General features: G+C 56.8%; 32 protein-coding genes. 22 read left to right on the top strand and 10 right to left on the bottom strand.

What is annotated here, in order from left to right:
* Positions 1-59: 59 nt before the first annotated feature.
* From HMPREF3130_RS06740 to HMPREF3130_RS06770, 7 genes are all read right to left on the bottom strand, one after another.
* Positions 60-1214: a tyrosine-type recombinase/integrase gene (locus HMPREF3130_RS06740; RefSeq protein WP_070429592.1), complete on the bottom strand. Its 1155-nt coding sequence runs from the start codon at positions 1212-1214 to the stop codon at positions 60-62.
* 133 nt (positions 1215-1347) lie between these two features.
* Entirely contained in the window at positions 1348-1791 is a 444-nt protein-coding gene (locus HMPREF3130_RS06745; protein ID WP_070429593.1) for a hypothetical protein, read from the bottom strand.
* Positions 1792-1803: 12 nt separating this feature from the next.
* The gene (locus tag HMPREF3130_RS06750) at positions 1804-2253 is read right to left on the bottom strand and encodes a helix-turn-helix domain-containing protein (protein ID WP_070429594.1); all 450 of its coding nucleotides are present in this window, start codon (positions 2251-2253) and stop codon (positions 1804-1806) included.
* Between the two features lie 58 nt (positions 2254-2311).
* Positions 2312-2869 carry a hypothetical protein gene (locus HMPREF3130_RS06755; RefSeq protein WP_070429595.1) on the bottom strand — a complete coding sequence of 186 codons (558 nt, stop codon included), beginning with the start codon at positions 2867-2869 and terminating at the stop codon, positions 2312-2314.
* 155 nt (positions 2870-3024) lie between these two features.
* Positions 3025-4380 carry a hypothetical protein gene (locus tag HMPREF3130_RS06760; protein ID WP_070429596.1) on the bottom strand — a complete coding sequence of 452 codons (1356 nt, stop codon included), beginning with the start codon at positions 4378-4380 and terminating at the stop codon, positions 3025-3027.
* Positions 4377-4784, bottom strand: a complete 408-nt coding sequence (locus HMPREF3130_RS06765; RefSeq protein WP_070429597.1) for an ImmA/IrrE family metallo-endopeptidase — start codon at positions 4782-4784, stop codon at positions 4377-4379. Before HMPREF3130_RS06765 ends, HMPREF3130_RS06760 begins: the two co-directional genes overlap by 4 nt.
* Positions 4759-5589, bottom strand: a complete 831-nt coding sequence (locus tag HMPREF3130_RS06770) for a helix-turn-helix domain-containing protein (RefSeq protein ID WP_070429598.1) — start codon at positions 5587-5589, stop codon at positions 4759-4761. Before HMPREF3130_RS06770 ends, HMPREF3130_RS06765 begins: the two co-directional genes overlap by 26 nt.
* Positions 5590-5755: 166 nt before the next feature.
* Between HMPREF3130_RS06770 and HMPREF3130_RS06775 the strand changes: the two genes are divergently transcribed.
* Positions 5756-5977: a helix-turn-helix domain-containing protein gene (locus tag HMPREF3130_RS06775; RefSeq protein ID WP_070429599.1), complete on the top strand. Its 222-nt coding sequence runs from the start codon at positions 5756-5758 to the stop codon at positions 5975-5977.
* A gap of 102 nt (positions 5978-6079) precedes the next feature.
* Here HMPREF3130_RS06775 and HMPREF3130_RS06780 read toward each other — a convergent pair whose 3' ends face one another.
* Positions 6080-6394, bottom strand: coding sequence for a hypothetical protein (locus HMPREF3130_RS06780; protein ID WP_070429600.1), 315 nt, complete (start codon positions 6392-6394; stop codon positions 6080-6082).
* A gap of 200 nt (positions 6395-6594) precedes the next feature.
* The gene (locus HMPREF3130_RS06785; protein WP_070429601.1) at positions 6595-7416 is read right to left on the bottom strand and encodes a hypothetical protein; all 822 of its coding nucleotides are present in this window, start codon (positions 7414-7416) and stop codon (positions 6595-6597) included.
* Between the two features lie 495 nt (positions 7417-7911).
* Here HMPREF3130_RS06785 and HMPREF3130_RS11225 point away from each other — a divergent pair, with 495 nt between their 5' ends.
* The 7 genes from HMPREF3130_RS11225 to HMPREF3130_RS06820 all read left to right on the top strand — a co-directional run bounded on the left by HMPREF3130_RS11225 (position 7912) and on the right by HMPREF3130_RS06820 (position 12840).
* On the top strand, positions 7912-8160 hold the full coding sequence (locus HMPREF3130_RS11225) for a helix-turn-helix domain-containing protein (protein ID WP_141698017.1): 249 nt from the start codon (positions 7912-7914) through the stop codon (positions 8158-8160).
* Positions 8161-8472, top strand: coding sequence for a hypothetical protein (locus HMPREF3130_RS06790; RefSeq protein WP_141737787.1), 312 nt, complete (start codon positions 8161-8163; stop codon positions 8470-8472).
* Positions 8473-8780: 308 nt separating this feature from the next.
* Positions 8781-9284, top strand: coding sequence for a hypothetical protein (locus HMPREF3130_RS06800; protein ID WP_141737788.1), 504 nt, complete (start codon positions 8781-8783; stop codon positions 9282-9284).
* A gap of 596 nt (positions 9285-9880) precedes the next feature.
* On the top strand, positions 9881-10018 hold the full coding sequence (locus tag HMPREF3130_RS11360) for a hypothetical protein (protein WP_168157913.1): 138 nt from the start codon (positions 9881-9883) through the stop codon (positions 10016-10018).
* A gap of 2 nt (positions 10019-10020) precedes the next feature.
* Positions 10021-10407 (top strand): hypothetical protein, encoded by a 387-nt coding sequence (locus HMPREF3130_RS06805; protein ID WP_070429604.1) that lies wholly within the window; start codon positions 10021-10023, stop codon positions 10405-10407.
* Positions 10408-10847: 440 nt separating this feature from the next.
* Positions 10848-11909 carry an HNH endonuclease gene (locus tag HMPREF3130_RS06815; RefSeq protein ID WP_070429606.1) on the top strand — a complete coding sequence of 354 codons (1062 nt, stop codon included), beginning with the start codon at positions 10848-10850 and terminating at the stop codon, positions 11907-11909.
* Positions 11910-12216: 307 nt separating this feature from the next.
* Positions 12217-12840, top strand: coding sequence for a hypothetical protein (locus tag HMPREF3130_RS06820; protein WP_048731114.1), 624 nt, complete (start codon positions 12217-12219; stop codon positions 12838-12840).
* 189 nt (positions 12841-13029) lie between these two features.
* On the opposite strand, the gene HMPREF3130_RS11515 is transcribed toward HMPREF3130_RS06820, so the two are convergent.
* The gene (locus HMPREF3130_RS11515) at positions 13030-13212 is read right to left on the bottom strand and encodes a hypothetical protein (protein ID WP_246815123.1); all 183 of its coding nucleotides are present in this window, start codon (positions 13210-13212) and stop codon (positions 13030-13032) included.
* 189 nt (positions 13213-13401) lie between these two features.
* Here HMPREF3130_RS11515 and HMPREF3130_RS11235 point away from each other — a divergent pair, with 189 nt between their 5' ends.
* The 14 genes from HMPREF3130_RS11235 to HMPREF3130_RS11240 all read left to right on the top strand — a co-directional run bounded on the left by HMPREF3130_RS11235 (position 13402) and on the right by HMPREF3130_RS11240 (position 23036).
* Positions 13402-13812 carry a hypothetical protein gene (locus tag HMPREF3130_RS11235; RefSeq protein WP_141737789.1) on the top strand — a complete coding sequence of 137 codons (411 nt, stop codon included), beginning with the start codon at positions 13402-13404 and terminating at the stop codon, positions 13810-13812.
* A 4-nt stretch (positions 13813-13816) separates the two neighbouring features.
* Positions 13817-15250: a terminase TerL endonuclease subunit gene (locus HMPREF3130_RS06825; RefSeq protein WP_246815124.1), complete on the top strand. Its 1434-nt coding sequence runs from the start codon at positions 13817-13819 to the stop codon at positions 15248-15250.
* Positions 15244-16689 (top strand): phage portal protein, encoded by a 1446-nt coding sequence (locus tag HMPREF3130_RS06830; RefSeq protein ID WP_070429608.1) that lies wholly within the window; start codon positions 15244-15246, stop codon positions 16687-16689. Before HMPREF3130_RS06825 ends, HMPREF3130_RS06830 begins: the two co-directional genes overlap by 7 nt.
* 15 nt (positions 16690-16704) lie before the next feature.
* Positions 16705-17931, top strand: a complete 1227-nt coding sequence (locus HMPREF3130_RS06835) for a VG15 protein (protein ID WP_070429609.1) — start codon at positions 16705-16707, stop codon at positions 17929-17931.
* Between the two features lie 560 nt (positions 17932-18491).
* Positions 18492-19022 carry a DUF4355 domain-containing protein gene (locus HMPREF3130_RS06845; RefSeq protein WP_070429611.1) on the top strand — a complete coding sequence of 177 codons (531 nt, stop codon included), beginning with the start codon at positions 18492-18494 and terminating at the stop codon, positions 19020-19022.
* A gap of 43 nt (positions 19023-19065) precedes the next feature.
* Positions 19066-19992: a phage major capsid protein gene (locus HMPREF3130_RS06850; protein WP_048731102.1), complete on the top strand. Its 927-nt coding sequence runs from the start codon at positions 19066-19068 to the stop codon at positions 19990-19992.
* 4 nt (positions 19993-19996) lie between these two features.
* Positions 19997-20146: a DUF7302 family protein gene (locus HMPREF3130_RS11365; protein WP_160309997.1), complete on the top strand. Its 150-nt coding sequence runs from the start codon at positions 19997-19999 to the stop codon at positions 20144-20146.
* A gap of 29 nt (positions 20147-20175) precedes the next feature.
* Positions 20176-20667, top strand: coding sequence for a hypothetical protein (locus HMPREF3130_RS06855; RefSeq protein ID WP_053084323.1), 492 nt, complete (start codon positions 20176-20178; stop codon positions 20665-20667).
* On the top strand, positions 20664-21023 hold the full coding sequence (locus HMPREF3130_RS06860) for a hypothetical protein (protein ID WP_048731100.1): 360 nt from the start codon (positions 20664-20666) through the stop codon (positions 21021-21023). Before HMPREF3130_RS06855 ends, HMPREF3130_RS06860 begins: the two co-directional genes overlap by 4 nt.
* Positions 21013-21270: a hypothetical protein gene (locus HMPREF3130_RS06865; protein ID WP_053084322.1), complete on the top strand. Its 258-nt coding sequence runs from the start codon at positions 21013-21015 to the stop codon at positions 21268-21270. Before HMPREF3130_RS06860 ends, HMPREF3130_RS06865 begins: the two co-directional genes overlap by 11 nt.
* Positions 21271-21273: 3 nt before the next feature.
* Positions 21274-21648, top strand: a complete 375-nt coding sequence (locus tag HMPREF3130_RS06870) for a DUF3168 domain-containing protein (protein ID WP_048731098.1) — start codon at positions 21274-21276, stop codon at positions 21646-21648.
* 37 nt (positions 21649-21685) lie between these two features.
* Positions 21686-22312 carry a phage tail tube protein gene (locus HMPREF3130_RS06875; protein WP_048731096.1) on the top strand — a complete coding sequence of 209 codons (627 nt, stop codon included), beginning with the start codon at positions 21686-21688 and terminating at the stop codon, positions 22310-22312.
* An 86-nt stretch (positions 22313-22398) separates the two neighbouring features.
* On the top strand, positions 22399-22647 hold the full coding sequence (locus HMPREF3130_RS06880; protein WP_048731094.1) for a hypothetical protein: 249 nt from the start codon (positions 22399-22401) through the stop codon (positions 22645-22647).
* A gap of 116 nt (positions 22648-22763) precedes the next feature.
* Positions 22764-23036 carry a DUF5361 domain-containing protein gene (locus HMPREF3130_RS11240; protein ID WP_141737791.1) on the top strand — a complete coding sequence of 91 codons (273 nt, stop codon included), beginning with the start codon at positions 22764-22766 and terminating at the stop codon, positions 23034-23036.
* The last annotated feature ends 8 nt before the right edge of the window (positions 23037-23044 follow it).

Raw genomic sequence — 23044 nt, forward strand, 5'->3', positions numbered from 1 at the left:
TTTTAAAATCGTGCCCCCGGTGAGACTCGAACGCACAAAAGGCGACCCGAAATAAACGGTTAACCAGCCTGTTTAGAATCGTTAGCTAGTTTTTGGTGCATTTTTGGTGCACTTTCATTCTGGGGCACTGATTCAAGTTCACCAAGAGTCGAATAAACCATCTCCATCGAATCAGCGACCTCATCAAGGTCCCCATCGAACAAATCTGCGTACTGGTCTAGCGTCATCGCCGCCGACGCATGACCCAATTGGCGCTGCACCACTTTCACATTCGCCCCCGACGACACCAAAAGACCAGCAGCCACATGGCGCAATCCATGGACAGTCACATGGGGAAAACTCGAGTCAGCCTCCTGCACACGCTCCAGTGCACAATGAAAAAACGAACCAGTAGACGGCAACTTCAATGGCCCACCGTCAGCACGCTCCCACACCCAATCACCAGAATCACGCCCCTCAATAAGCGGCGCAAGCATATTACACACAAACCGAGGAATAGCCACCTTTCGGTTCTCATGCGTCTTCAATGTTCCAACTTCAACCCTGGACACAACCGTCACCGCAGCACGCTGCAAATGCGCCCGCCGACCGTCCAAATCCAAATCCCCTACCTGCAACCCAGCCAACTCCGACCACCGCAACCCACTGGTCGCCAACAACCAAATAATCTCCGGCCGACTCGACTCCTCCGCCAAAGTTCGCACCTGCTCCATCGTCAAATACACCTTCACCGGCTTAGGCTTCCTCGGCAAACGCACCCCACGCGCAGGATTAGTCTGCAAACACTCATCATCAACCGCCATATCCAAAATCTGTGACAACACGTTATGAGCGCGCCGGGCGGTTGTTGGGGTCATTTTTGAGGTGTAGATCCATTCTTGGATTTCTGATTTTTTGATGCTGCCGACGGGACGTGGTCCCCATTTGGGTAGGACGTGGTTGTTGAGGGCGCTACGGATGGAGCGTGCGCCGGAGGGCTTGAGCCTGGTTAAGGTGCTGTCCCATCGTTTGGCAAGCACAGCAATAGTGGTGTTTTGCCGGTTGGGGTCTATCCATGTTCCGTCGCGGCCTGCAGCACCTTCGTCTTCGACCCAGGCTTGGGCTTCTATTTTTGTACAGAATCCACGTTTATGAGCGCGCGCGCCGTCGGGTCGTGTGTAGAAGACTTCCCATCGTCGACCTTTCCTTGTTTTATACGGGCTGATTGACGCCATGGTGTAGACTCCTTATGTATCCCATTTCAAACAAGTCGAGCTGTTTATTATGGGGCTTTGCATAAGCGGGCGCTGTCTAAAATGGTGTTAGACAGCGCCCGCTTCATTTGTCGTGATGTGCAAAAACTAGGTTTTATCTTTCGCTGCGAACGAAACTGGCAGTTTTGATAGTGCGGTCAATGCTGTAGTCGAAGTTGAGGGTAGGGCAGTCAATCAACCTCGCGAGGTCATTAATTTTCGCGGTGGCTACGGCGAGCATGCGAGGCGCGAAGAGGTCGCGGACAGCATTGCCGAGTACCTCCTCGTCGATGGATTCAGGCAGTGGCGACTTTTCGTCGGCGCTCCAAATCCCGCTCATGACGAGGTAGTAATTTGCGTAGAAAGTGTCTGCGCCAAGTTTAATATCGACGCTGATGTGTTCAGTGTTTTGGGCAATGCGGAAATTGAAGTCGAATTTGATTGGGGTGGGGTCTTCTGGTGGGGTCAGGGGCTCGTCGACATCCTTGCGCGTTGCCTTGAGTTCGCCGGTTCGGTACCGAACTGTACTAAGAGACTCTTCCAGAGCGTTGATGTCCATTGTGGTTTGCTCCTATTTGGTGAGTAGCTCGAATTTACGTTGAGGGGTGCCGTCGCTCCATGATTGAGCTGCGGTAGTAGTGCGCCCAGTAGCTTCGAAGGAGATGCTATTTCGCTCCCGAGTTATCTCTGCTTCTTTTTCTTGCAGGCGCTTGAGGTTGCGTCGAAGAGCCGACTGGAGCGGCGAGTAGTTCTCTGCCTGCGTCACGATTGGGGCGATGTAGGCATTAACTGCTGTCGCGTAGCGGCGAACGGTGGTGATGTTCGGTCGCTTTGCTCCGAAGATTGCTTTCTCGAATCGTGTAACAGCAGACCTGTCGACGCCCATCGATTCGGCTACCTGCGCTTGTGACAGGCCTCGCTGCTTGCGAATAGCGATGAGTTGCTCGATGAGATCTACTTCCGCATCGGCTAGGTCGATGCCCAGCTGATCTTCTGGGGTAATCAAATCGTCCAAGAACATGCTATTCCCCTTTCTCTACATACGATGTGCATTTTAACGCAACATGTGGCGTTGTGTGTTAATTCCCGAGTTCCCGGTACGTCCGAGAGTTCTTGCTGCACCAGTGGATGATGCGTTTCATGGCTTGTTCTATGTCGTGGTTTTGTCTTTGTGTAACTTTCGTCTGGTCAGCGCCTTTATTGGACGTCCATTTTTCTCCGCCTGAGATAGCAAGCATTTGTGCCGCTGCTTCTTCGGCGACATCACACAGGTCACCGAAGTACAGGCGATAGTGCTTGCCGCCACCGATTTCTTTCGTGTGCATTTCGATTCGTAATTCTCCGAGCCAAGGTCTAGGGCCGCTAATCTTTGGCCGGAATCGGTCGCCTACCGGCGCATCGAGCTCATACTCGGAGGCAATGGGATTTCCGTTTTCGTCTTCACCAGAAGTGGGCGCGCCCTCACGTGCGTAGCGGCTCATGAGAGCTATGAGTTCTTGCCAGGTGGCGATATTTGTTTTCTTTAGCTCCTTGAGATCGTCAGTGCACTCCTGTGTCAATATCCACCGTTTGGGTGCGTGCTTCTGGTCTGTGGCGGGGAGGTAGACGTGTGGAGTATCGGGGAAGTAGTCGACCATATTTACGCTCCTCTCAGTTCATCGGCATGTTGAGCTCAGTCTTGCCGCTTCTTTCAGCTGCGCGCGCAGATTCGCCGCAACGTGTACATCGTCTAGGGTGATGAGGTTGGTTGCAGCCCATTTGTCTGTCCGGCGTTCAGGGGGGGGACGCCCCTTTACTTCTTTTTCTTTGCAGCAAAAGCTCCGAGCCACTTTGCGCCAACGTATCCACCGAACAGAATTGCAGCGAGCATGACAAACCCCGGCCATGCGGGTGTGTCAGTTCCTGGTTCTCCGAGAAAAGCCCCAATTAGCAATGCCACGATGAATAGGCAGACGAGCGCCCCAAGTAGACCACCGAGTAATTGGAGAATAATCTTCGGAACCTTTGCTAGCTGTTCCGATCCACGTTGACGTGCCTCATTGAATTGCGGGTGACTCTGTTCTGAGGGCTGTATAGCTGGCTTTGCTTCGCTAAACGTCGGCTGTCCGTGTAGCGAACCATCGTGTGTGTCAGCTGGTGTTTTTGGGGCAGCCGGTTTTGGAGAGTCTTTCTTCCGCAGGATCTCTGTCGGGTTCGGGGCGCCACCACTCTTTGCCTCCGGGCGTTTCTGTGCGCGTTGGATGGGAGTGCGTTTGCCTGGGTAGGCGGGAGGAACTTCGTAATTGTGGGCGTTTACCTCAAATGGCACAAGTTTACGAAGCGGGCTGATTTCCGGGTCAAGGTCATCGTTAGATAATTCGTTAGATCGTAATGCGTGAATCGTAACTTCTGCGGCCAATGATGACCCCTTGATTTTCCCGTACACAACGGTGGTAAGCCCCATTGCATCGAAGTGCTTAATAGCATCAACAAAGCGAGCACTCGATTGTTTTGTCAGAACCCCGATGGGTTCTCCATCGAGGCGAACCTCAACTTGCTCGAACTTTGTTTTAACCCCGCCTTCGATGATGTGAAGGCTCACCAGCAGCAGGCCTTCACCGGATTCGGGCACGTAATCGAGTAGGTGGTCATAGTGCTCATTTTCTTTGGTGACCTGCAGGCTGGTGCCGATTGGAAGTAATGTCCAACCTTCAACCGGTGGGTCATTGAGTGGAACAAGGTAATTGAAATCATCGAGGTAGAGCTCGATGTTGGTAACTAGTTCCTTCTTGGGTCTATATGAGTCACTGTTGAGGTAGTCGTAATCGTCCCATTTCTCGTGTTCGTATGCGATGTAGGTAGCTTTGCAGACAGGTGTGTACCCACTCGCGACGAGACGCTTGATCTGTTGGTAGTTTCCTACTTCTGATTCCTTGATGTGACCGAGAACTTTATTGTCCCAGCGAACTGAAATAGCTTGGCGCGCCGGGCTGTATGGATTGTCTGGCTCTGGGATTAGCTCTACCACGATTTTTGTTCGTTGGTATTCCTCGACATTGAGCCGAAGGCTTCTGATTAATGCTCTGTGGTTCTTCTTGTAGTACGAGGTTCCGACGACGAGATCAGGTGTGTAGCCCCGGAATTTAGAAAGGCTATATGTCGACTTCATTGTTTCTGTCTTTCGTATGTGTCTCGCCAGACGGCGAGTAGGTGGGTCGTGACGCCGAGTTCACGGGCGATAGCCCCGGGGTGTGGCCCGTAGATCGATTCCGCTGTGGCGTATTCGGCGTGAGAAATGAGAAGTTCGGCTGCTAATTGGTCGGCTGCGCGTTCTGCTCTGGCATCGAAATGCGGGTTACCGGTTGGAGTATCGCCCCTGATGGCGTGTGCCAACTCGTGGGCTAGGGTGCACCGCCTGTTTATGGAGCCCAGTGTGGGGTCGAGCAGGATCGTCTGGCGGTGGTGGATGTATCCGCCGAGATCGCCGGGGCGAAGTGACTTGCGGTAGTCGTCTTCCACGGTGATTCCCATGGATTCGGCGAGTTGTTCAAGCTCCGTCTCCGTAATCGTCATCGCCCTCCTCTGGTTCTGGGGTGCCGCGCTTGGCAACGTAGTCCAGATGTGTATCAGCCGGGGCGGATTCAGGCCCGGGGAATTCGAACACCGTAGCGTTGAGCGCATCATCATGTGGCTTGCCGTCGTGCATGGTGCGCAAGTCACCAACGGCTGTCTCGCGTGTGGGGTTCTTGGTGCTGTCGTGGAATATGCTCAGAATCTCGGCTGAGCCAATCCGACGGCCGACGGACTCCTGCTCGATTTGCGCCACAACTTCAAGCGGCAGCTCCTGCAGTGCGCCAAAGCGCTCTTCAATCATCGTGCTAGGCATTGGCCCGCCAGCCCTGTCGGGAAACGGAGCATGTCCCGGCTCTGCATACAGGCTTCGAATCATCACCCAGCGACCATCACCGCAAAAGTCCCACACGCGAGCAGGCTCACCCAATGTCACAGCCAAACGACGACAAGACGCCACCTGGGTGTTCGGACGGTGCTCTGCAAGCTCATCAACAGGCTCATCAAAAGCCTGTGAACCTGCTTTAAGTCTGCGCAAAACCTCATCAGTTAGCTGCTCATCCGATGCAAGCCGGAGTGCACCGGTTATATTCGGCACCTTCTCCCACACGCGACTGACGATTCCAAAGTCCAACAGCGTCTCAATCGGGTTCACGTCGTAGGTCGATGAAATCTTGAGCAAATTCTCGATACTCGGCTTGTCGTTAGCTAGCTGGTATTGGAGCGTGCGCCGGGGGATGCCGGTACGTCGTGAAATCTCGGCTATTGAATCCTCGGTGGCGGTGGATAGCCAATGTTGAAATGTCATGCCCTCATGGTAATTGCAATTAGGTATGTGCGCAATAGTTGCACACCTTGTTACCTGGGGAAACGTTAAATTGCTAAGAATAGCTTGCGCTATTCGGCAAGGGTGTGCAATGATTGCGTTGCAAGCGCAATGAATTGCGCAGATGGAATTACACAGGAGGAATACAGTGGGCTACCTGCTAGACCCGTCAGTCCTGGATGATGCCCGTCGCCTGGGTGGATACACCTCGGATGAGAAGTTGGCTGCAGCAATCGGAATGACCGGTACGGCAGTGCGAAATTTGCGCCACGGGCGCAGCTCTCCGTCGGTAGCCACGTTGGTGAAGTTGCGCAGCATCTCCGGCAGGCCATTGGACGGGATGCTTATCCAGCAGCCAAAAACCGCGTAAGAAAAACCGCGCCGGGCACTGGGGAAGGCGCCGGGCAGCAACCGTCAACAAGCGAGAGCCCCCAGCAGCGCTTAAAGCATGGAGCTGCTGGAGGTAACCGACCTAAAGGAGGTCAGTATGGGCAACCGAATCCAGCAACTTATTCGGCTTCTCAAACGGGCGATAACCGTCAGGCCAGCTGACGCTGACTGGCGTCGCAGAGGTGACCAGAACAGTCGCGTACCCGTCACCCTCGGTTCCCAGGTCCAAGAATCTGAACCCCGGGTCATCAATAAGAGCCGCGTTAATCAGGGCGACATAGAACTCCACCAATGCAGTCGGTGCAGTGAATGTCACAGGCCCAACGGTGAGAGTCGCCATGTTTTCACTGTCCGTACTACCGACGGCCTCCGCGAACTCTTCTTGCGACAGAGACATCGTAATCACCTCCTCTCTGGGGAAGCGTCCCCTGAGCAGGAAGTTTAACCAACTGAATAGCTGCCCAGTGCTGGGGAAGGTGCTGGGCAGAGCAAACCGTCGATAAGCGAAAGGAGGAAGCGGCGATGAAGTACATGGATTTAGCCAAAGCTAGAGGCCAACTGCGTCAACGAATGTTGACCAGACTCCATGACAGTGGCCTAAGCCAGTATCTCGTCATCAACGATGAAGAGTTGCTCGAACAACTCGATGGTCTTACTGAGATACATTTCTGCGTTGGCCATTCGGTCATCGAGGCTCCAAACACCGTAGCTGCGGGGAATGCGCTGGACCCAGTCGGCTACATCGAATTGGAGACGCCAAGTGATATCTACTCCGTCATTCGAGTTGAGTTCGATGCCGCGGCGGAGCGCGATCCACGCGGCTTCCAACTCCTCATCACCCCGGATGAAAGCCTCGAACTGATTGCATACACCACAGCGCGAGGCGTCGATGGCCGGGCTGTTGGAATTGACCTGCAGCTCGATAATGCGCCACACGAGGCAATGCCCACGTCGATGGCGGTCAATTCGAGCGAGCTCATGAATCCACCACAGCGCACTTCCGCTGAATCCTCCGGTGGCGTGATAGGGCTGCGTGCGTTCAATAGCTCGGCGAATCCTATCGGAAACCCCATAGGTATTGCACGAAGCGAAAGCGTCAGCAGATCTACACAACGGGTAGGAAATCCGGCCGGCATTTGGCGGAGGGTCCAACTTGGTTTCTCGGACAACGATTTCGTACATCAGCCCATCGAGAGCGGCACGAAGTTGGTACAGCCACTCTCCGAAGACGAGGGACAACTCGGTTGGCACAGGTGCGGTCGCATGGAGGCGAAAGGAACGGATATCACCGTCGCCTACAACCCGGCGCTCAATCGGATTCGCCTTCAGATGTTCGGCACCAAGACTCCACAGCTCGTGGCGGTGCGAAGCTGCTCGCTCTACTCGAGCTACGAGGCGCCGGAATTCGTTTTCACTCATAGACAAATCGTAACGGCTGACACTAATCCAACTGCATCAACAAAACCAGGGCAGTAAAGGGGAGCACACATGGAATTAACAGCAGCAATCGGGAGCACGAGAATCGACGCCACCGAAAGCGAAATCACAATCACCAATACGGACAACGACACATCAGTGTCGATTCCTTACCGGGCAGTCGGCACCGTTGTCGAAGTGTTGGAGCTCGCAGATAGGTGTCGCGCGCCTCTTACACATCCATGGGCAGCCAGAGCAGTCCCTTGGTCGGACTACAGCAAATTGGCGAAATAAGAACAGCCCGAATGGTTACTCAGAGGTTCGATTCCTCTGCCGGGCACTGGCGCGTAGGCGATATGAGAATCGGTCGCCGCAAGCCAGCCACAATGCCGTGGGCCTTTCGCACGGCGGTTTGGCTGCGCGCCTCACAAACCAAATAAAAGGGCCCGCCCCCGCTAGCACCAGGGACAGGCCGAAAGTGTTGAAAGGAACACTGCCATGAAGCATACCGCAAGGAACGAGGTCACCATGCCAACGCAAGACCAAGTGATGTGGACACCCAAGGAAGTCGCCAAGCATTTCCGAGTACACGTGAACTATATCTACGCGCTCTTAAACGCAGGTCGTCTGCAGTACGTGGGTCCTCGCCGTCGACCAGGATCACGACGCCCGTACCTCATCCATGTCACCGAGGTTCATCGCATTGAGCGCGAAGGGCTTCCAGAAGCACCAAGGGGAGCAGCATAAATGAGTAATCCAAACGTGAAGTTCAGCCGCTCAATGTGGCGCGACGCCTACGATTTGCTGGACCACGTCAACACCAGAAACAAATTGCAATGGGCAATGTCGCTGATTCTTGCCGCATCCTCTTTCGCAATGGTCATCATTACCGGCTACGACAATTTCAATTTTGTGCCAATCATTTGGACAATCACAACAATTTTCTGGTTGTGCACGGCGGTCTTTATTTCAAAGTCTGTCAAAAACATTGAGCGTGTTCTCCAGATGAAAAAGAACAACAGTGGCGTCTCTGCGACCCGGTATTGGCCGGAGGCATGACATGAAACAGCTTCGTAGGGTTCGCTCACCGAAGAATCGGTGGGTGCTCGTAGTAGTCCCCGTGCCCCGCGGCGGCAGGAAGCCGGCCACGATCGATTTCGAGGTGTCGTTCGGTGATGTGATGTCAGAGATGCCTCGTAGTCTGAGGTTTCCGGCAACGCTGCCTCGGCGGTTAGGCCGGCATGGGGATGGGCAGCAGTTCATCACCAGAGGGGCCTTGGAAAACCTGGTCACTTTCAATAAGGATGACAAGCGCGTTATGCGCCAGCTTGAGGAGTTCATCGAGCACATCGCAAGTGAGGTGCAAGGTGAACCAGAAAGATAAGCCACGGTGCGCCCGCCGAATCTCAGACGGTCGCTGGCAGGTAGCAATGGCAGGGATTCCGCCGGCCGTGATCTGCAATTCGCTGCAAGACGCTCTGAAGGCCGCGGTGGGCATTGAGGAAGTTCCGCCCGGCGATTATGAGGTGTGCCGGCTTGATGCTCGGGGGCATGTTCTCGAGCTCATAGAACTGGGAATGTCAGTAGAACATATCGCTGAGTCAGCCCAGGTGGGCTGTCAAACAGTGGAAGCAATCATCTCCGGTACTGCAGCCGTCGCTATGGCTGACGTTAATGCGATGGCGCAGGTTGAGTTTGAGCTCTCCGATGCGGAAGCCACCGCGCTAGATCTCCTGCACTTCACGTCATTAGGAGCCACCCTTCGGGAAGCGATTGCATGGTGCCGAAAAAGAGATGGCCTGTCGGCGCAGAAAGCGTGGGCTGCAGTTCCCGTCGTCAAGCAGCGTATGGAGGGGCTGAAATCAGCATGATGCGCCGACGATGGCTGATTTTCCAGATGACGGTCGAAGCCCACGTGTTGCGGATAGTCCACCGCGGCGAAAAGCACTAAGCAGCCGATAGCAGTCAAACATAAGGAGGAAAAATGCCACCCCAAAGGGTTTGTAGGTATTGCGGTTTCCCTATCCGGTGGGCGTGCACACCATTGGGGCATCGGCTTGCCCTTGATGCATCGTCTGACCCAGATGGGACCGTGCAGATCGTACATGGTGCTGCCGTGTTCCTTAGCGCGGAAGAAGCTCTGCGGAAACGGTCGCAGGGGTATTTGCTGTTCCAGCAGCATGTATGCGCCGGTGCTCATGGCAAACGACGAGCGGGCATGCCTGAGCGGGAGAAACAACGCATGCAACAGCGGCGTGCTGCGCGTGAACGCAAGCGGCTCAATGAGATGACGAAAAACCATAAAGCGGCAGCTAGATGACGTCAGATGAATCAGCTGCGCAGCGTTGGTGGGAGCAGCAGCAAACGCGACGCCAAATTCAGATCTACCGATTCCTTGGCCCCCGCAAGCGCCCCACCCGCACTGAGATTCCAGGGCAATTAACCATTGATGGACAGGAGATACGCGATGACCACCAAGAAGATTGACAATGACGCAGAACACCAGAACCAAGACCACCGGGAGCCTGAAGCGGCCAAGTTGCAGGAGGATGCACCGGCCAAGTGCATTGTCGTCAACGCTCGTCCGCTGGGAGGCGTAGCGTAGCCATGACGCTCCAGGTGAAGAAGACGGGAAGCAGTTTGTTGCCGTGGGTTGTCGAGGACGATACCGGTGGCATCGCGTGGTGTGGCTCGTGGGAAGACGCTGTCAGTACCGCGAACGAGTACGCCCGCGAGGTGGAAGTACAGCTCGTACGGCCGGACAAGCTGTTCATTGAGCATTGCTACTCATTGGGTGTTGGGCGTTACGACCGTGATATCGCACAGTTCGGCGATGTTGAGGCTTCTCGGGGTGTGGCCGCCTGTGGTGGCCCCCGGGTTCGCCTGGGGGACATTGTGTTCGCTTCTGTCGACGAGGCTCGTCGGACGGCAGCGCAGTTGCTGTCTGCGTGTCAGTGGGCGCAACGGCCGGCAGTAACGGGGAAGGTTTCTTGATGGGTGACAGCGGCGTAAGCAATAACAAGGCCGTCAGGCAGTTCTGTGTGGTGGCGTCAACAGATGGCGGATACACATGGAATTCATTGCGCGTCGCTGGGGTGACATGGATGAGCGCAGAACAGGCACAAGATGTGCACCAGGCGTGCAGTTTGCGGGCCCGCACGTATGGCTTGCCTGTGCGGTACCGGGTGCTGTCCCGCACTGTTTCTGCGAACACCATGTGGCCTTATCCGTCTGATGAAGATGATGACCGAGCCGGTTATCACGAGGAAAGCGAGGATTAGCCGTGGCGCTACCAGTGCCTTGTTGTAGAGATCCGTAAGCAATTGTGTTGGTTCATTTTGTTACCGCGCCTGTTTTTGATTTGGAGTTCGAAGAATGATTGTTACCGCTTCCCATATTTCTGCTGGGCAGCCCCGGTCCGGGAGTGATGCACCATGGCATGGGTAAGGGTCAGCGATACTTTCAACGAGGCCCCGGAGTGGATGCGAGCCTATGAGCTGGCAGCCGAACGTGGCGATGACCGTCTGGTCAGTGAACTCAAAGGCGCGGCGTCAGCGTTGTTTACGCATTCTGCGCAGCAGTGGACGGATTACAAAATCACCTATGGTGCAGCCGTCCGGCATATCGGCATTAGCCGGGTGGAGCCTGTACTTCAGGATCTGATCACTATCGGGATTATCACCGAGGTGGAGTCTGAAGGTGAGCGGCAATTCATGCTCGTTGAGCGTGAATCGTTTGTTCATGTCATCCGCTCCGATGCGAAGTCGAAGGCAACGAAACGCCGCAACGATCAAAACCGTGCTGGGTTGCAGGTGCCGGTCATGCTCCGTGATGGAGACCAGTGCCGGTACTGCGGTGATGAAGTGGTCTGGGGCGATAAGAAGTCCGATCGTGGCCGTGAGTACGACCACCGTGACATCGATGCGCCGACGACCCCAGACAATTATGTGACGGCATGCCGTGGCTGTAATCAGCTGCGGCATGAATTAGGCGAACGCGCCGAGGAGGAACTTCCGCTCCTCGACCCACCAGAGTCTCCAATGTATGGCCCGGAGCTGCGTAAGAAGCTCTCCCGCTGGGAGGGATTCGTTGCGCGCTGGTGCAAGAAGGAGGGACTCCCGAATCCGCTTATCGCGGACGAGGTTGAGGCCCAGGACAACCCGGCAGCCAGTCGGGCAGTGACCCCTTCTCAGGAAGAAAAAACGGTACGCGCTACGTCCCCGGCCGCGGGCCCAAGCCAGGAGCCCGGCAAGCCGCAGTTCCCCAATACTGATTCCCATGGCCAGGTTGAGTCTGAGGGTAGAGCCGCCAAAGGGAGTTCTCGGCAGCCAGCCGAGACTATTCAAGTCAATGTTGTCCAGTCGCTTCCGGCACTCCCCGCACACCATGCGGGCGGTGCGCCGCAGGGCCGTAAGGCATCGCACGTGCGCGATGCCGGTCCCGCCAAAGGAGCGGAGCCTTTCGCACGTCGCCGTCGCCGACGCCGCCGCAACTAGTTTTCGAGTACACGCCCCGCGATAGGAGGGGCGAAAAACAAACGAGCATGCGGTGCGTCCAAGAGAGCCTACGCGCTTTTGACGACGCGGCCTTTGTCGTACCCAAAAACTTTCCCGTCGACGAAAAAACCGTTCGACAAGGGGAGTAGTTGTCGGGCTGGCACCGGGTCGGGTCGGGACGGGTCGGGTCGGGACGGGTCGGGGCGGGAGGGCTTTTAAATATCCCTCCCCCTCTTTCTTTCCACCCCCCCCTTTACCTTTGTTGGTTCTCTAGTTCTTTTTGTTGTGGCTTGTTGATTGGAGCCTTATGCCACCGTTGTCGCCAGACCAGGTTGAGCAGCTTGGTCGTGCATTGTCCGCGATTGAATCTATGGCCCCCGCCCTCGCTGAGATGATGGTCCCCTCGCCGCCTGCCTCCGGGGTCAATGGGGGCCGTCCCCCGAGTGCCCGGGGGTCTCGCCCGCCGCTACCGGTGTACCTGCTGGATGTGGAGCACGCGGCGGAGTTGTGTCTGTGGGACTGGGCGCAGGCGCTGGCCTACGAGGTGCAGTGCCGGCCGCCAACCAGCCGACGCCTTGAGCACGTGGCTCGTTGGCTTCATGATCGTGTGCATGATGTCGCGGAGCGTTCGTGGGCTGATGGCATGCTCGTCGAGGTTGAGCATCATCGGCGGGTGATGGGCGATAGAGTGAGTCCACCTGAGCCGGTAGCGCGGCGGGAGATTCCGCAGCAGGGTTCTGCGCGTCAGGTTGCCGACGCGCTCGCAGTGCTGGGTGTGCGTGTCAGTCACACGTCGTTGAGGAAGTGGGCGAAGCAAGGCGAGATTCCAACGACGCTGAACGCTGAAGGCGTGGAACTCTTCGACATCGCAGACTGCATGCGCGCAGTCGCAGCGCATCAGTGTGGCGACGACACGCGGTCGACAGGGTAGAGCTTCGTGACCTGCGGTTTACAGTCCGTGTGCTAAGCTACGCTTGACTGAAGCGCATGCTCTTAAACCGGACTTAGGTTTGAGGGCATTTTCTTGTATGCGGCTCTCCTTGCCAGTGGCACAGCCGGGAAGGGATTCCCAATGTCCAGAACTGGAAACATTCACTACCGAGCAAAAAGAGCTCGCTTACTAGCCGGCGACGGTCTCGTCTGCGCCCGCTGCGGTCTGCCTATCGACAAGACACTGAAGTTCCCAGATCCATTCAGCGCGACGGCTGACCACATCACCCCAGTAGCCGCCGGCGGCCATAACCTCGGCCCCCTCCAACCGATGCACCTGTGCTGCAACCAAGCAGAGGGAGCCAAAGGGCATCGGGCAGCAAAGGTGAAGCCTAAGCACGTTAGAAACTGGTAGCGCATGTGAAGCCCCTGGGGAGGGGACCCTGTCCCGACCACGGAAGCAAAAGGGGCACTGCATTGCCTGGATACCTCCCCTGACCTGCGAAAATGAAGTGTGACTAGGTAGGGACATCCTAACAAAAACAGAACGAAGGAGCAGCCAATGAATCAGCGGCTTACATGCATCGTCTGCTCCACACCCCTGACGGGGCGGCAACGGTTCTACTGCTCAGGCCGATGTAGAAAGCGCGGCCAACGCCACCCCGATCTCTACCCAAAACCACAGCCCCGAAAGCCCAACCCCACGGCACAACCGCCCGTAGAGATACCTCGCGCTGGGCGTATCACCACCGCGGTACGTCGCAACAGCAAGCAAGACGTACTGGACGAACTGCTCCTACGCCTTGCGATGGAAATCGACCAGGCGACCGACCCGAAAACAATCGCCCCGCTGTCAGCGCGCCTCATTGATGTCCTCGACCGAGTAGAAGACGCAGACACCGATTCGCAGAAGGGAGGAAGCTTCCTTGACGAACTCACTGCACGCCGTGCCCAGCGCCCCGAGGCTGGGTAGCCAAATGCCAAGCTTCCTCGCCAAGCCGAAAACCCCCGTAGCCGACATCTACGACGGCGAAGACTACATCGCCCTAGCCAGCGCCTGCGGCCTTATCCCAGACGAATGGCAAGAAGGCATCATCACCGGCATCACAGCAAGAGACAAAGACGGGCGCCTCGTCGCCAAGCGCGCCGGGCTGTCTGTTCCTCGCCAGAATGGTAAGAACGGTGCCCTTGAGGTTTTGGAGCTCGGGCAGATGGTTTTGTCCGGGCGGAGGATTATTCATACAAGCCACGAAGTGAAAACGTCGCGTAAGGCGTTTATTCGTTTGGCGTCGTTCTTCGAGGAGAACGATGAGCTTGCGAAGTTGGTGAAGAATATCCGTAAGGTCAATGGCCAGGAGCAGATTATTCTCACCAATGGTGGCTCGTGTGAGTTTATCGCTAGGTCAAAGTCGTCGGGGCGTGGCTTCACGGTGGATACTCTGGTTCTTGATGAGGCGCAAGAGCTTCGGGACGAAGCGCTAGAGGCTTTGCTGCCTACGATCGCATCGGGGCCAGCCGGAGACCCTCAAATCATCATGACGGGCACGCCGCCGGACCCGACAGACATTAACGGTGAAGTGTTCCGGCGAATGCATGATGCTGCGCACTCTAACGAAGATGACACTTTGTGGTGGGCAGAGTGGTCTGTCCTCGCCGATGACGATGTCGAGATAGACGCTGATGATCGCGACCTGTGGTACCAAGCGAACCCGGCGCTTGGAAAGCGTATGCGTGTCGAAACTGTCGCTGCGGAGCGTGCAGCTATGGCGGATTCGTCTTTTCGTCGCGAGCGTCTTGGTATGTGGGAGCAGGAACGTAGTGCGCGAATCTTGCCGATTGAAGACTGGACGGCGTGCGCTGACCCGAACTTGTCTGATGATGGGGAGCCGGTGGCGTTAGCCATTGATATTGCTCCGTCGCGTGATTCTGCGTCTATCGCGGCTGCCGGCATGACTGTTGATGGTCATGTGTGGGCGGATGTGATTGAAAACCGCCGCGGCACACCTGAGTGGGTTATCCCGCGGTTGAAGGCGATTCTGGAGAAGCAGGAAGCCCGCGCGGTTCTCATCGATGTGTTGTCGCCGGCTGGGTCGTTGATTGACCCGTTGGAGGCGGAGGGCGTCAAAGTCTCGCGCATCGGGTCGAACATTATGGCGGCGGCAACGGCGCAGTTGTATGACGCTGTGATGTCGCATGATTTCCGGCATTTGGATCAGCCGTCTCTGAACCTTGCTGCTGCGGCTGCGAGGAAACGCAAGCTTGGTGATGCGTGGGCGTGGAACCGGTCGAACCCGGACGCGGACATTACCCCATTGGTGGCAGCGACGCTGGCATGCACAGGACGGACATACACGAGGGCGAAGCGCCCGGTGAAACCGGTGAGGGCTAGAAGGAAGGTGACGGTATGGTAGCGGATGTTTTCTCCCGTGAGGAGAAGGCGCTGGTGGATTCGATGCTGGCGCAGATTGTGGCGCATTCGGCGGCGAACCGTGAGCACGCTGCCTACTACGATGGTTCGTTCTCGGCGAAGCTGTTGAGCATTTCGACTCCGGAGCATATTGGCCGGATGCTGAAAACCGTGTCCGGTTGGGCTGGCACAGCAGTTGATGTGCTTGAGGAACGCCTGGACTTCCTCGGTTATGCCGATGATGATTTGGTTGATGCGTTTGAGGCGAACGCGCTGGATGAGGAGTCTGGGCAGGTTCACCTCGACACACTGATCTACGGCATCGGATTCGTCTCAGTAACCGGTGGCGGCGAGGGGGAACCGGAACAGCTGATCCGTGGACACGACGCAAACAACACGACAGGCATGCTTAACCCGCGCACCCGACTGTTCGACGCGGCACTAACCCGCGAGGTCAAAGACGGCGACATCGTCGGTGTGGACCTGTGGCTACCAGACCAGGTAGTCAAGGCCCGCAGGCAACGCCATGGTTCCCCGTGGGAGATTGTCGACCGCAAGCGCAACAACCTCGGTGCAGTACAGATCGTGCCGTTTATCAACCGTGCCCGCATCGGCGACCGTGGCGGCAAATCTGAGGTGACTGCTCCGCTGCGCCGCTACGCAGACGCCGCAGTGCGCACCCTCATTTCGATGGACGTCAACCGTGAGTTCTTCTCCGCGCCACAGCGCTACGCCATCGGCATGAGCACTGATGATTTCGTTGGCCCCGACGGCCGGCCCCTAAACCCGTGGCAGATCCTCACTGGGCGCGTGTGGTCAACCGGCGAAGTCGGCGACGATGAACGCGAACCAAAACTCGGCGAATTCGACCCACAACCACCAGGACCATTCCTCGACCAAATCGAGGGACTAGCGCAGTTGGCTGCTGCAGAAGCCGGGCTGCCGTCACATTACTTCGGTTTACGCGGTGACCAAGCAACATCAGCCGACGCTATCCGTGCGATGGAAGCCCGCCTCGTCAAGCGCGCGGAGCGCCGCCAAAAATCATTTGGCCGCTCTTGGTCGCAGGTTTCCCGCCTGGTGCGCGCCGGGCGTGACGGTGAACGTGTCGCAGACGTTCAGGCGTCGCGTACACGCTGGGGCAACCCGGCGACACCAACGGTTGGTGCGACGATGGACGCGATGGTCAAGGCCGTGCAGGCAGGAATCGCGCCGGGTAATTCTCGGGTGATTTGGGATCGTGTCGGTTTCACCCCGGAGGAACAGCGACTGTTGGAACGCGAGGTGGCGCAGCTGCGGTTAGAGAATCGTGTGGCGCTGATTTCGGGCGCCTCGCGTGCCGTAGGGGATGAAGCCAAGGCTTTATCTGGTTCTGAGCAGCCAGTCGCAACGGAAATTGGGATCGATGAGTTTATACGTGGCAGTGATTCCAGCGGCCTGTAGCGGAGGTGAGCAAACATGCCTTCCGGGATGGACGAGTACGCATTTGCGCTTGACCAACTGAGGATACTGGCGCAGCAGGATTTAGCGGATTGGTGGGCTAACACTGATGGGTTGGCGCCGCCGGTGCGAATGGATACGCTGCGTGAGGCGTTCCATGCGATACAAGCGACATATGGAGAGCAAGCCGCGTACTTGGCGGCAGACTATTTGTTTTTGCAGCGTTCTTTAGATGACACGCTGTCCGATATGGAGTTCCCGGAGGTTGCTAACCCGGCAGGGTATGAGCAAGCGCGGGCTGGGTTTAACTGGGCGACGGCGAAGTATCGTGAGGAGTTCGCCCCGGAGTTAGTGCCGATGGCGCGGGAGAAACTGGCTGGGGTACTTAATCGGCTGGTTTCTCAACCTGCTCATGACACAGTTGCCAAGGCAGTAGAAACCGCTGGCACAGGGTATGCGCGTGTCCCAGAGCCTGGGGCATGTAGTTTCTGTCTCATGCTGGCATCACGAGGAGCGGCTTACTCCAAAGCGTCGGTGCAGTCGGCAAACGGGTACCACGATAATTGTCGGTGTGTTGGCGTCGAAGTCAAAAGCGATGCCGACTTGCCGAGGATTAACCGTGAGCTCCATGAGCTGTGGCAGGCGACAGGCAAGAAGCTCGGTGACACGCCTACTGAGAGGCAGTTCCAGGAGGCGTTGCTGAGGTACAGGAATAGAACCCCTGACTGGGTGCCTTTCGAAGCAATCAGGATAAATGAAAAACCTCAACATCAACGAGGAATGCATCCAGGAGTTAAGACCATTCCTGACTTGGAAAAGCATGCGCTTGTTGAATCTGTGTCGACGTTGCCAGGTACCAAGCGCTCAAAGCGAGAGCAACAAGTTTACGAAAATGAGCAGAGCGTTATTGAATGGTTGGCTGGCAACGGCGCGGTGAAGATTCAAAGGGTTGGAATTGCGAACGACGCTATTCCCTCATTGCCGGAGGGGCAAAAGAAAACTCCGGACTTAATCGTCGATGGCATGACTGCCGATGTTAAAACAATCACCTCAAAACGCGGGATTCATAAAAATGCGAAACGAGGTTCCCAACAGTCAACCTTGCTGATTTATGATGCTCGAAAATCAGGGATTGATGAAAAAGATCTTGTCACGTCAAGCAAGAATGCAATACGCGATTATGGCGACAGACTTGATAGAATCGTGATTATTAGTGATAAAACTACGTTGTTTTGGGAGAGGTGAGCATGATGAGCATCTATCCGACTATTGAAATAATTTCGGGGCCGACGGCGCCGAGCGAGATAGAGAACGTCATCCGGCATGTACTCCCCGAAAAGTCACTGCCGATGGGAGAATATCGGCATTCAATGTTGGATATCACCCATCAAGACGATGGATCTACGAGTATCTCGACAGATGCACTCGATGAAGTCCCACTTAGTAGGTTCGCAAAACTGTTCACACAGTTATGCGCTGAGACTGATTGGGAGTTACGTCTCGACTGGGATGATTTGGAATCAATCGACCCGGGTTCGAGAAGGGAATATCTGTACCGACCGCTTGGCGGCGGACAACCGAGAGAGTATGCCCCAGAGGGGGCCTAGCGCGTGTAGGTTTCTTAGCCCCGTTCCACTGCGGTGGTTCGGGGTTTTCTCATGCCCAAAAATAGAGGCCACCTAGTCGGGTAGGGCAGGGTGCAATTCCCTGTATGGCCACGGCATTGACCCCACATTCCCCTGGCGGGCTCTGTGGGGTTTTTGCGTACCCGAAGTGTTTTTCTCCCAGGAGGGGCAAACAAATTTATGTCTACGAATGAAGCGGCTGCTGATGCGCAGACCACCGATTCCACGTCAGATGCTCCGGCGCAGGCTGAACCTGCTCGCGAGACTAGCGGCGCGGAAGAGAAGCAGGAAATGACCATCGAGGATTACAAGTCCGCGTTGGAAAAGGTTCGTCGTGAGGCGGCTAAGTATCGCACGGAAAACAAGGAGCTTCGCCCTCTGGCGGAGCGCGCTAAGGAAGCCGAAGAGGCTGGAAAGAGTGAGCTGCAAAAAGCCCAGGAGCGGATTGCGGCATTGGAGGCGGAAAAGCAGGCAAGTGTTCTTGCCGCAGCACGCGCAGAGCTCGCAGCTAAGCACGGTATTCCTGGTGAGTTGATTTCCGGTGATGATGCCGAATCGATGGCGGAGTCTGCGGCGGCTATCGCTGCGTATGTGGACAAGCGGCTGGGGGAGTCGGCGAAGCCGAGTCTTCCGGTTGTTGAGTCGGTCGGCCGCTTAAGTGGTGGCGTTGATCGTGACTCGCAGGCCAGGGCAATCCTCGGCCTGAAATAACAAGACTAGGCCACCATGTGTGGCAGAAAGGACAGGTAGCATTATGGCTACTCTGACTGCAGAGACTCTGACTGGGGGAAACGGCGGCTCCGCGCTGCTGCCCCGCAGCGTCTCTGATGAGATTTGGAACGCAGCGACCGCACAGTCGATTGTGCCGACGCTGGCGAAGGCTCACCCGGTGATTCTGGGTGAGAACATCATCCCGGTGCTGACTAAGCGCCCGTCCGCGTCGATTGTCGGCGAGCTGGGCAACAAGCCGGACTCCGAGTTCGAGGTTGGCGCGAAGTCCATCAAGCCGATTAAGGCTGTTGTGGGCCTGGAGTTTTCTATGGAGACTCTGGTGGCTAACCCGGCGAACACTATGGACATGATGAGCGAGGAACTGTCGGCAGCTCTTGCCCGCCAGATTGACCTTGCAATCATCCACGGCCGCCAGGCATCCGACGGCGCCGCACTGTCCGGCAACCCGGAGTTCATCAACCAGACCACTAACCGCGTTAAGGTTGCCGGCACCCCGGAGACCGCGGACTCGGAGCTATGGCAGGGCTACGACCTTGTTGTCGGCGGCTCCACTGCACGCGATTTCACCGGCTTCGCTATGGACCCGCGCATGGTGTCCATGCTGGCCAATGCCCGCGATAAGGAAGGCCGTCGCCTGAACCCGGAGATTCCGATGGGCGGCCAGGTCACTAACTACGCAGGCCAGCCTGTGGCTGTGTCCCGCTCGGTGTCTGGCCAGATGGACGCATCGGCGGACACGAAGGTTCGCGCGTTCGGTGGCGATTGGAATGCTCTGCGTTTCGGTCGCGCTCTGGATATTTCCCTCAAGCGCATCGAGTACGGTGACCCGTTCGGCAATGGTGACCTGCAGCGCCGCAACGCGGTGGCTTTCCTGACGGAGGTTATCTTCGGCTGGGCAATTCTCGACAAGGACGCATTCGTTGCCTACGAGCTCGGTAGCGAGGGCTAGAGCGATGAAGCTTGTCAACAAGGCGAACGGCGTCGAGGTGTCTGTGTGTGATGAGCGCGGCCAGGAGCTGCTCTCGGAGGGCACATGGGAGCGTATCGACGCGCCCAAGAAAACCACGCGGCGGACTTCGCGTTCGAAGACAGCTACTGAATAGCAGCTCTGCTGCTAGGGGAGGAGGAAGTGATGCCAGTCATCATCACCGTTGAGGACATCCACGTTTTCAACAAGGACATCCCCACCGAACAGGCCGAGATTCTTATCCGTGATGGTTTGGCGCTCGCCAGGCGTGTAGCGCCCTGCATCGACGATGAGGAATTCGCATTCGCTGATGCTGCAGCGGCGATTATCCGTGGCGCGATTCTCCGTTGGGCGGAGTCCGGCTCCGGTGGTATCACGCAGCGGCAAATGTCGGCTGGCCCATTCGCACAAAACCTGTCGTTCGATAACCGGCAGTCGCGGCGCTCGCTGTTTTTCCCATCGGAGATAACGGAGCTGCAGGATCTCTGCAAAGCATCGAATACGGATGGGGCGTTTGGTATCGACACGATTGCCGACCGTCCGTCGCGGTGCGTGCGTGACTACGAGGGCTGCCCGTACCTGATGGGGTCGGTGAACTCACCGTGTGAAGCATGCGGTGAAACACTCCGGCCTGGTTGGTGGTTGGGGGCGCGATGACTAGTCCGTACAAATGCGAATATGCCGTTGAGGTACTGCGGCGTGCCGTGAAGGTCAACGAGTTCGACGATGAAATTGAGGTGCCAGGAACACCGGAAACCGTCACCGTTTTTGGCTGGTACGTCGGCGGGCGCGTGGAAGGCCGACCAGACGGGCACGTCTATCAAGTGGAGTGGGACGCCACACTCTACGCCCCGGTGGAAGCCCATATTCATGCCGGTGACCGTGTTCGCCTTCCTGGGGTTGGCGAGTTCACCCTGGTTGGTGAACCGTCCAATTGGGATAACAACCCCTGGTTCAGCCCCGGCCTCGTAGAAGTCAGACTCAAAAGAGTAGGTGACCGCGATGGATCTTAAGTTCAACGTCAAGCGCCTGAAGCTGCACAACTCCGCTTTTACAGAGATGCGCAAAGACGCCAACCTAGTAGCCGATTTGGAAGCCCGCGGCCGCGCTATCGCCAACGCTGCGGGCTCCGGCTACGAGGTGTCCTCCTACTCCGGTAAGACCCGTCACCGTGTCTCTGTGATTACCGAGTCGTATGATGCGGCCAAGGACACAGCGGAAAACAACACACTGCTCAAAGCACTGGACGCGGGGCGATAACCGGTGGCTATTCGTTCTGCGGAAAAAGTCGCACTACAGATTCTCCGCGACGCTGGATTCCGGGCGCATGTGACACCACCTCGTGACGTCACAGCACCGTATATCCGGGTCAATCGTGTCGGCGGCATCATGTCGAACCTGGTGACCGACGCCGCAATGCTGGCTGTGGCCGCATACGCGGCTGACCCAGCAGAAGCGGCAAACATGGCAAACAAAGCACGCGAAGCCTTATTCGCGGCGCGCACAACAATGGTTGGGGACGCATGGGTGCGGTGGTGGAAAGAATCAGCCGGACCCGCGAACTTCCCTGACCCAACCTCAAAACTGACCCGGTACCAATTCTCCGGGCAGCTGATGATTGCAACAAACCTCGACTAACACAGTCGGGGTTTTACTCATTTTTAAGGAGAAAACCATGGCACTTGGAAACACCAAGAATGTTCTCGCCGGTATCCCTGATGTTGCCGGCGGCCTGTGGGTCAAGGACCTCATCACCGACCCAAAGGAGTACCCGAAGGCAGGCGCTGACCTCAAGGCAGAAGGCTGGACACACGTCGGCTTCATCTCCGAAGACGGCGTAACCGAAGCCAACGAGCGCGACACCGAGAAGGTCAAGGCATGGGGCGGCGACACCGTGCGCGTCCTGCAGAACGACCACACCCAGACCTTCGCATTCTCGTTCTTCGAGCTCGGCAACCCGGAGGTTCTGAAGCTCATCTACGGAGACGAGAACGTCACCGTTGGCTCTGACGGCAAGGTCGAAGTCAAGCAGAACTCCAAGGTTCTGCCGCACAAGTCCTTCATGATCCAGGTACTCGACGGCGACACCAAGATTGATAAGTTCATCCCCGATGGCCAGATCATCGAGACCGGTGAGCTGCAGATGACCCACTCGGCGGTTATGTCGGTTGAGGTCACTGTGGAGGCGTTTGTCGATAAGCAGGGCAACAAGGTCTACACCACTCAGTCCACTGCTGCGGCGCCGGTTGGCGGGGCTGAAACGTCTGGCCGTGACACTGGCTCAGAAACTAGCGACCAGTAGCTAGGCAGCGCGCCGGGCGGTCGCGCTTTAGGGAAGTCACCGCCCCTCTTTTCTTCTATTCACTGCATATAAAAAGGACAGTTTCTATGGCTCTTGAAAAGTTCCACCACGAGTTCGACGGCAAGAAGTTCACGCTGCCGAAGTTCGACCAGCTGCCGTTCGGCGTTATCCGTAAGCTCCGCAAGCTGCCGGATGAGGAGCAGTTTTTCCAGATGTTCGAGCTCGCCGCCGATGATAAGGCGCTGGCTGTCATCGACACGATGGGCATGAAGGACATCGAAAAGCTTGTCGAGGAGTGGCAGAAGGACGCAGGCGTCACCCAGGGGGAATCCTAAGCCTGGTCGACAGGCTCGAGGACAGTGAGAAACGGCGGGCGCTGGAAGCAGACCTCATCAATGCCGGGATGAGGCTGCGTTGGTTTCCAGCCCCCGATTACACCTGGGGCGATCTCGTGGCTTTCGTCTCAGGGCTCGACCACGGCTCTGCGTCTGTTCGCGCGGAGCTTGGCGAGGACGCGATGTGGGGGCTGCAGGAGCAGCTGCTGGCCCTGAATGCGGATTATCTGCGGATTCTGATTTGGCAGAGAACCCCGGATGGTCAGAAGGGTCGTAAATTCCCGAAGCCCATCAAACGACCTGGCGTTGATGACGGCGTCGACAGAAAGAAGATTGGCGGCACTACGAAGGTGCCAGCTGAGGAGCTCGCGAAACTCCTCGGAGTGTAGGAGGTCAT

Source organism: Corynebacterium sp. HMSC14B06 (assembly GCF_001807075.1).
GTDB classification, from domain to species: Bacteria; Actinomycetota; Actinomycetes; order Mycobacteriales; family Mycobacteriaceae; genus Corynebacterium; species Corynebacterium jeikeium_D.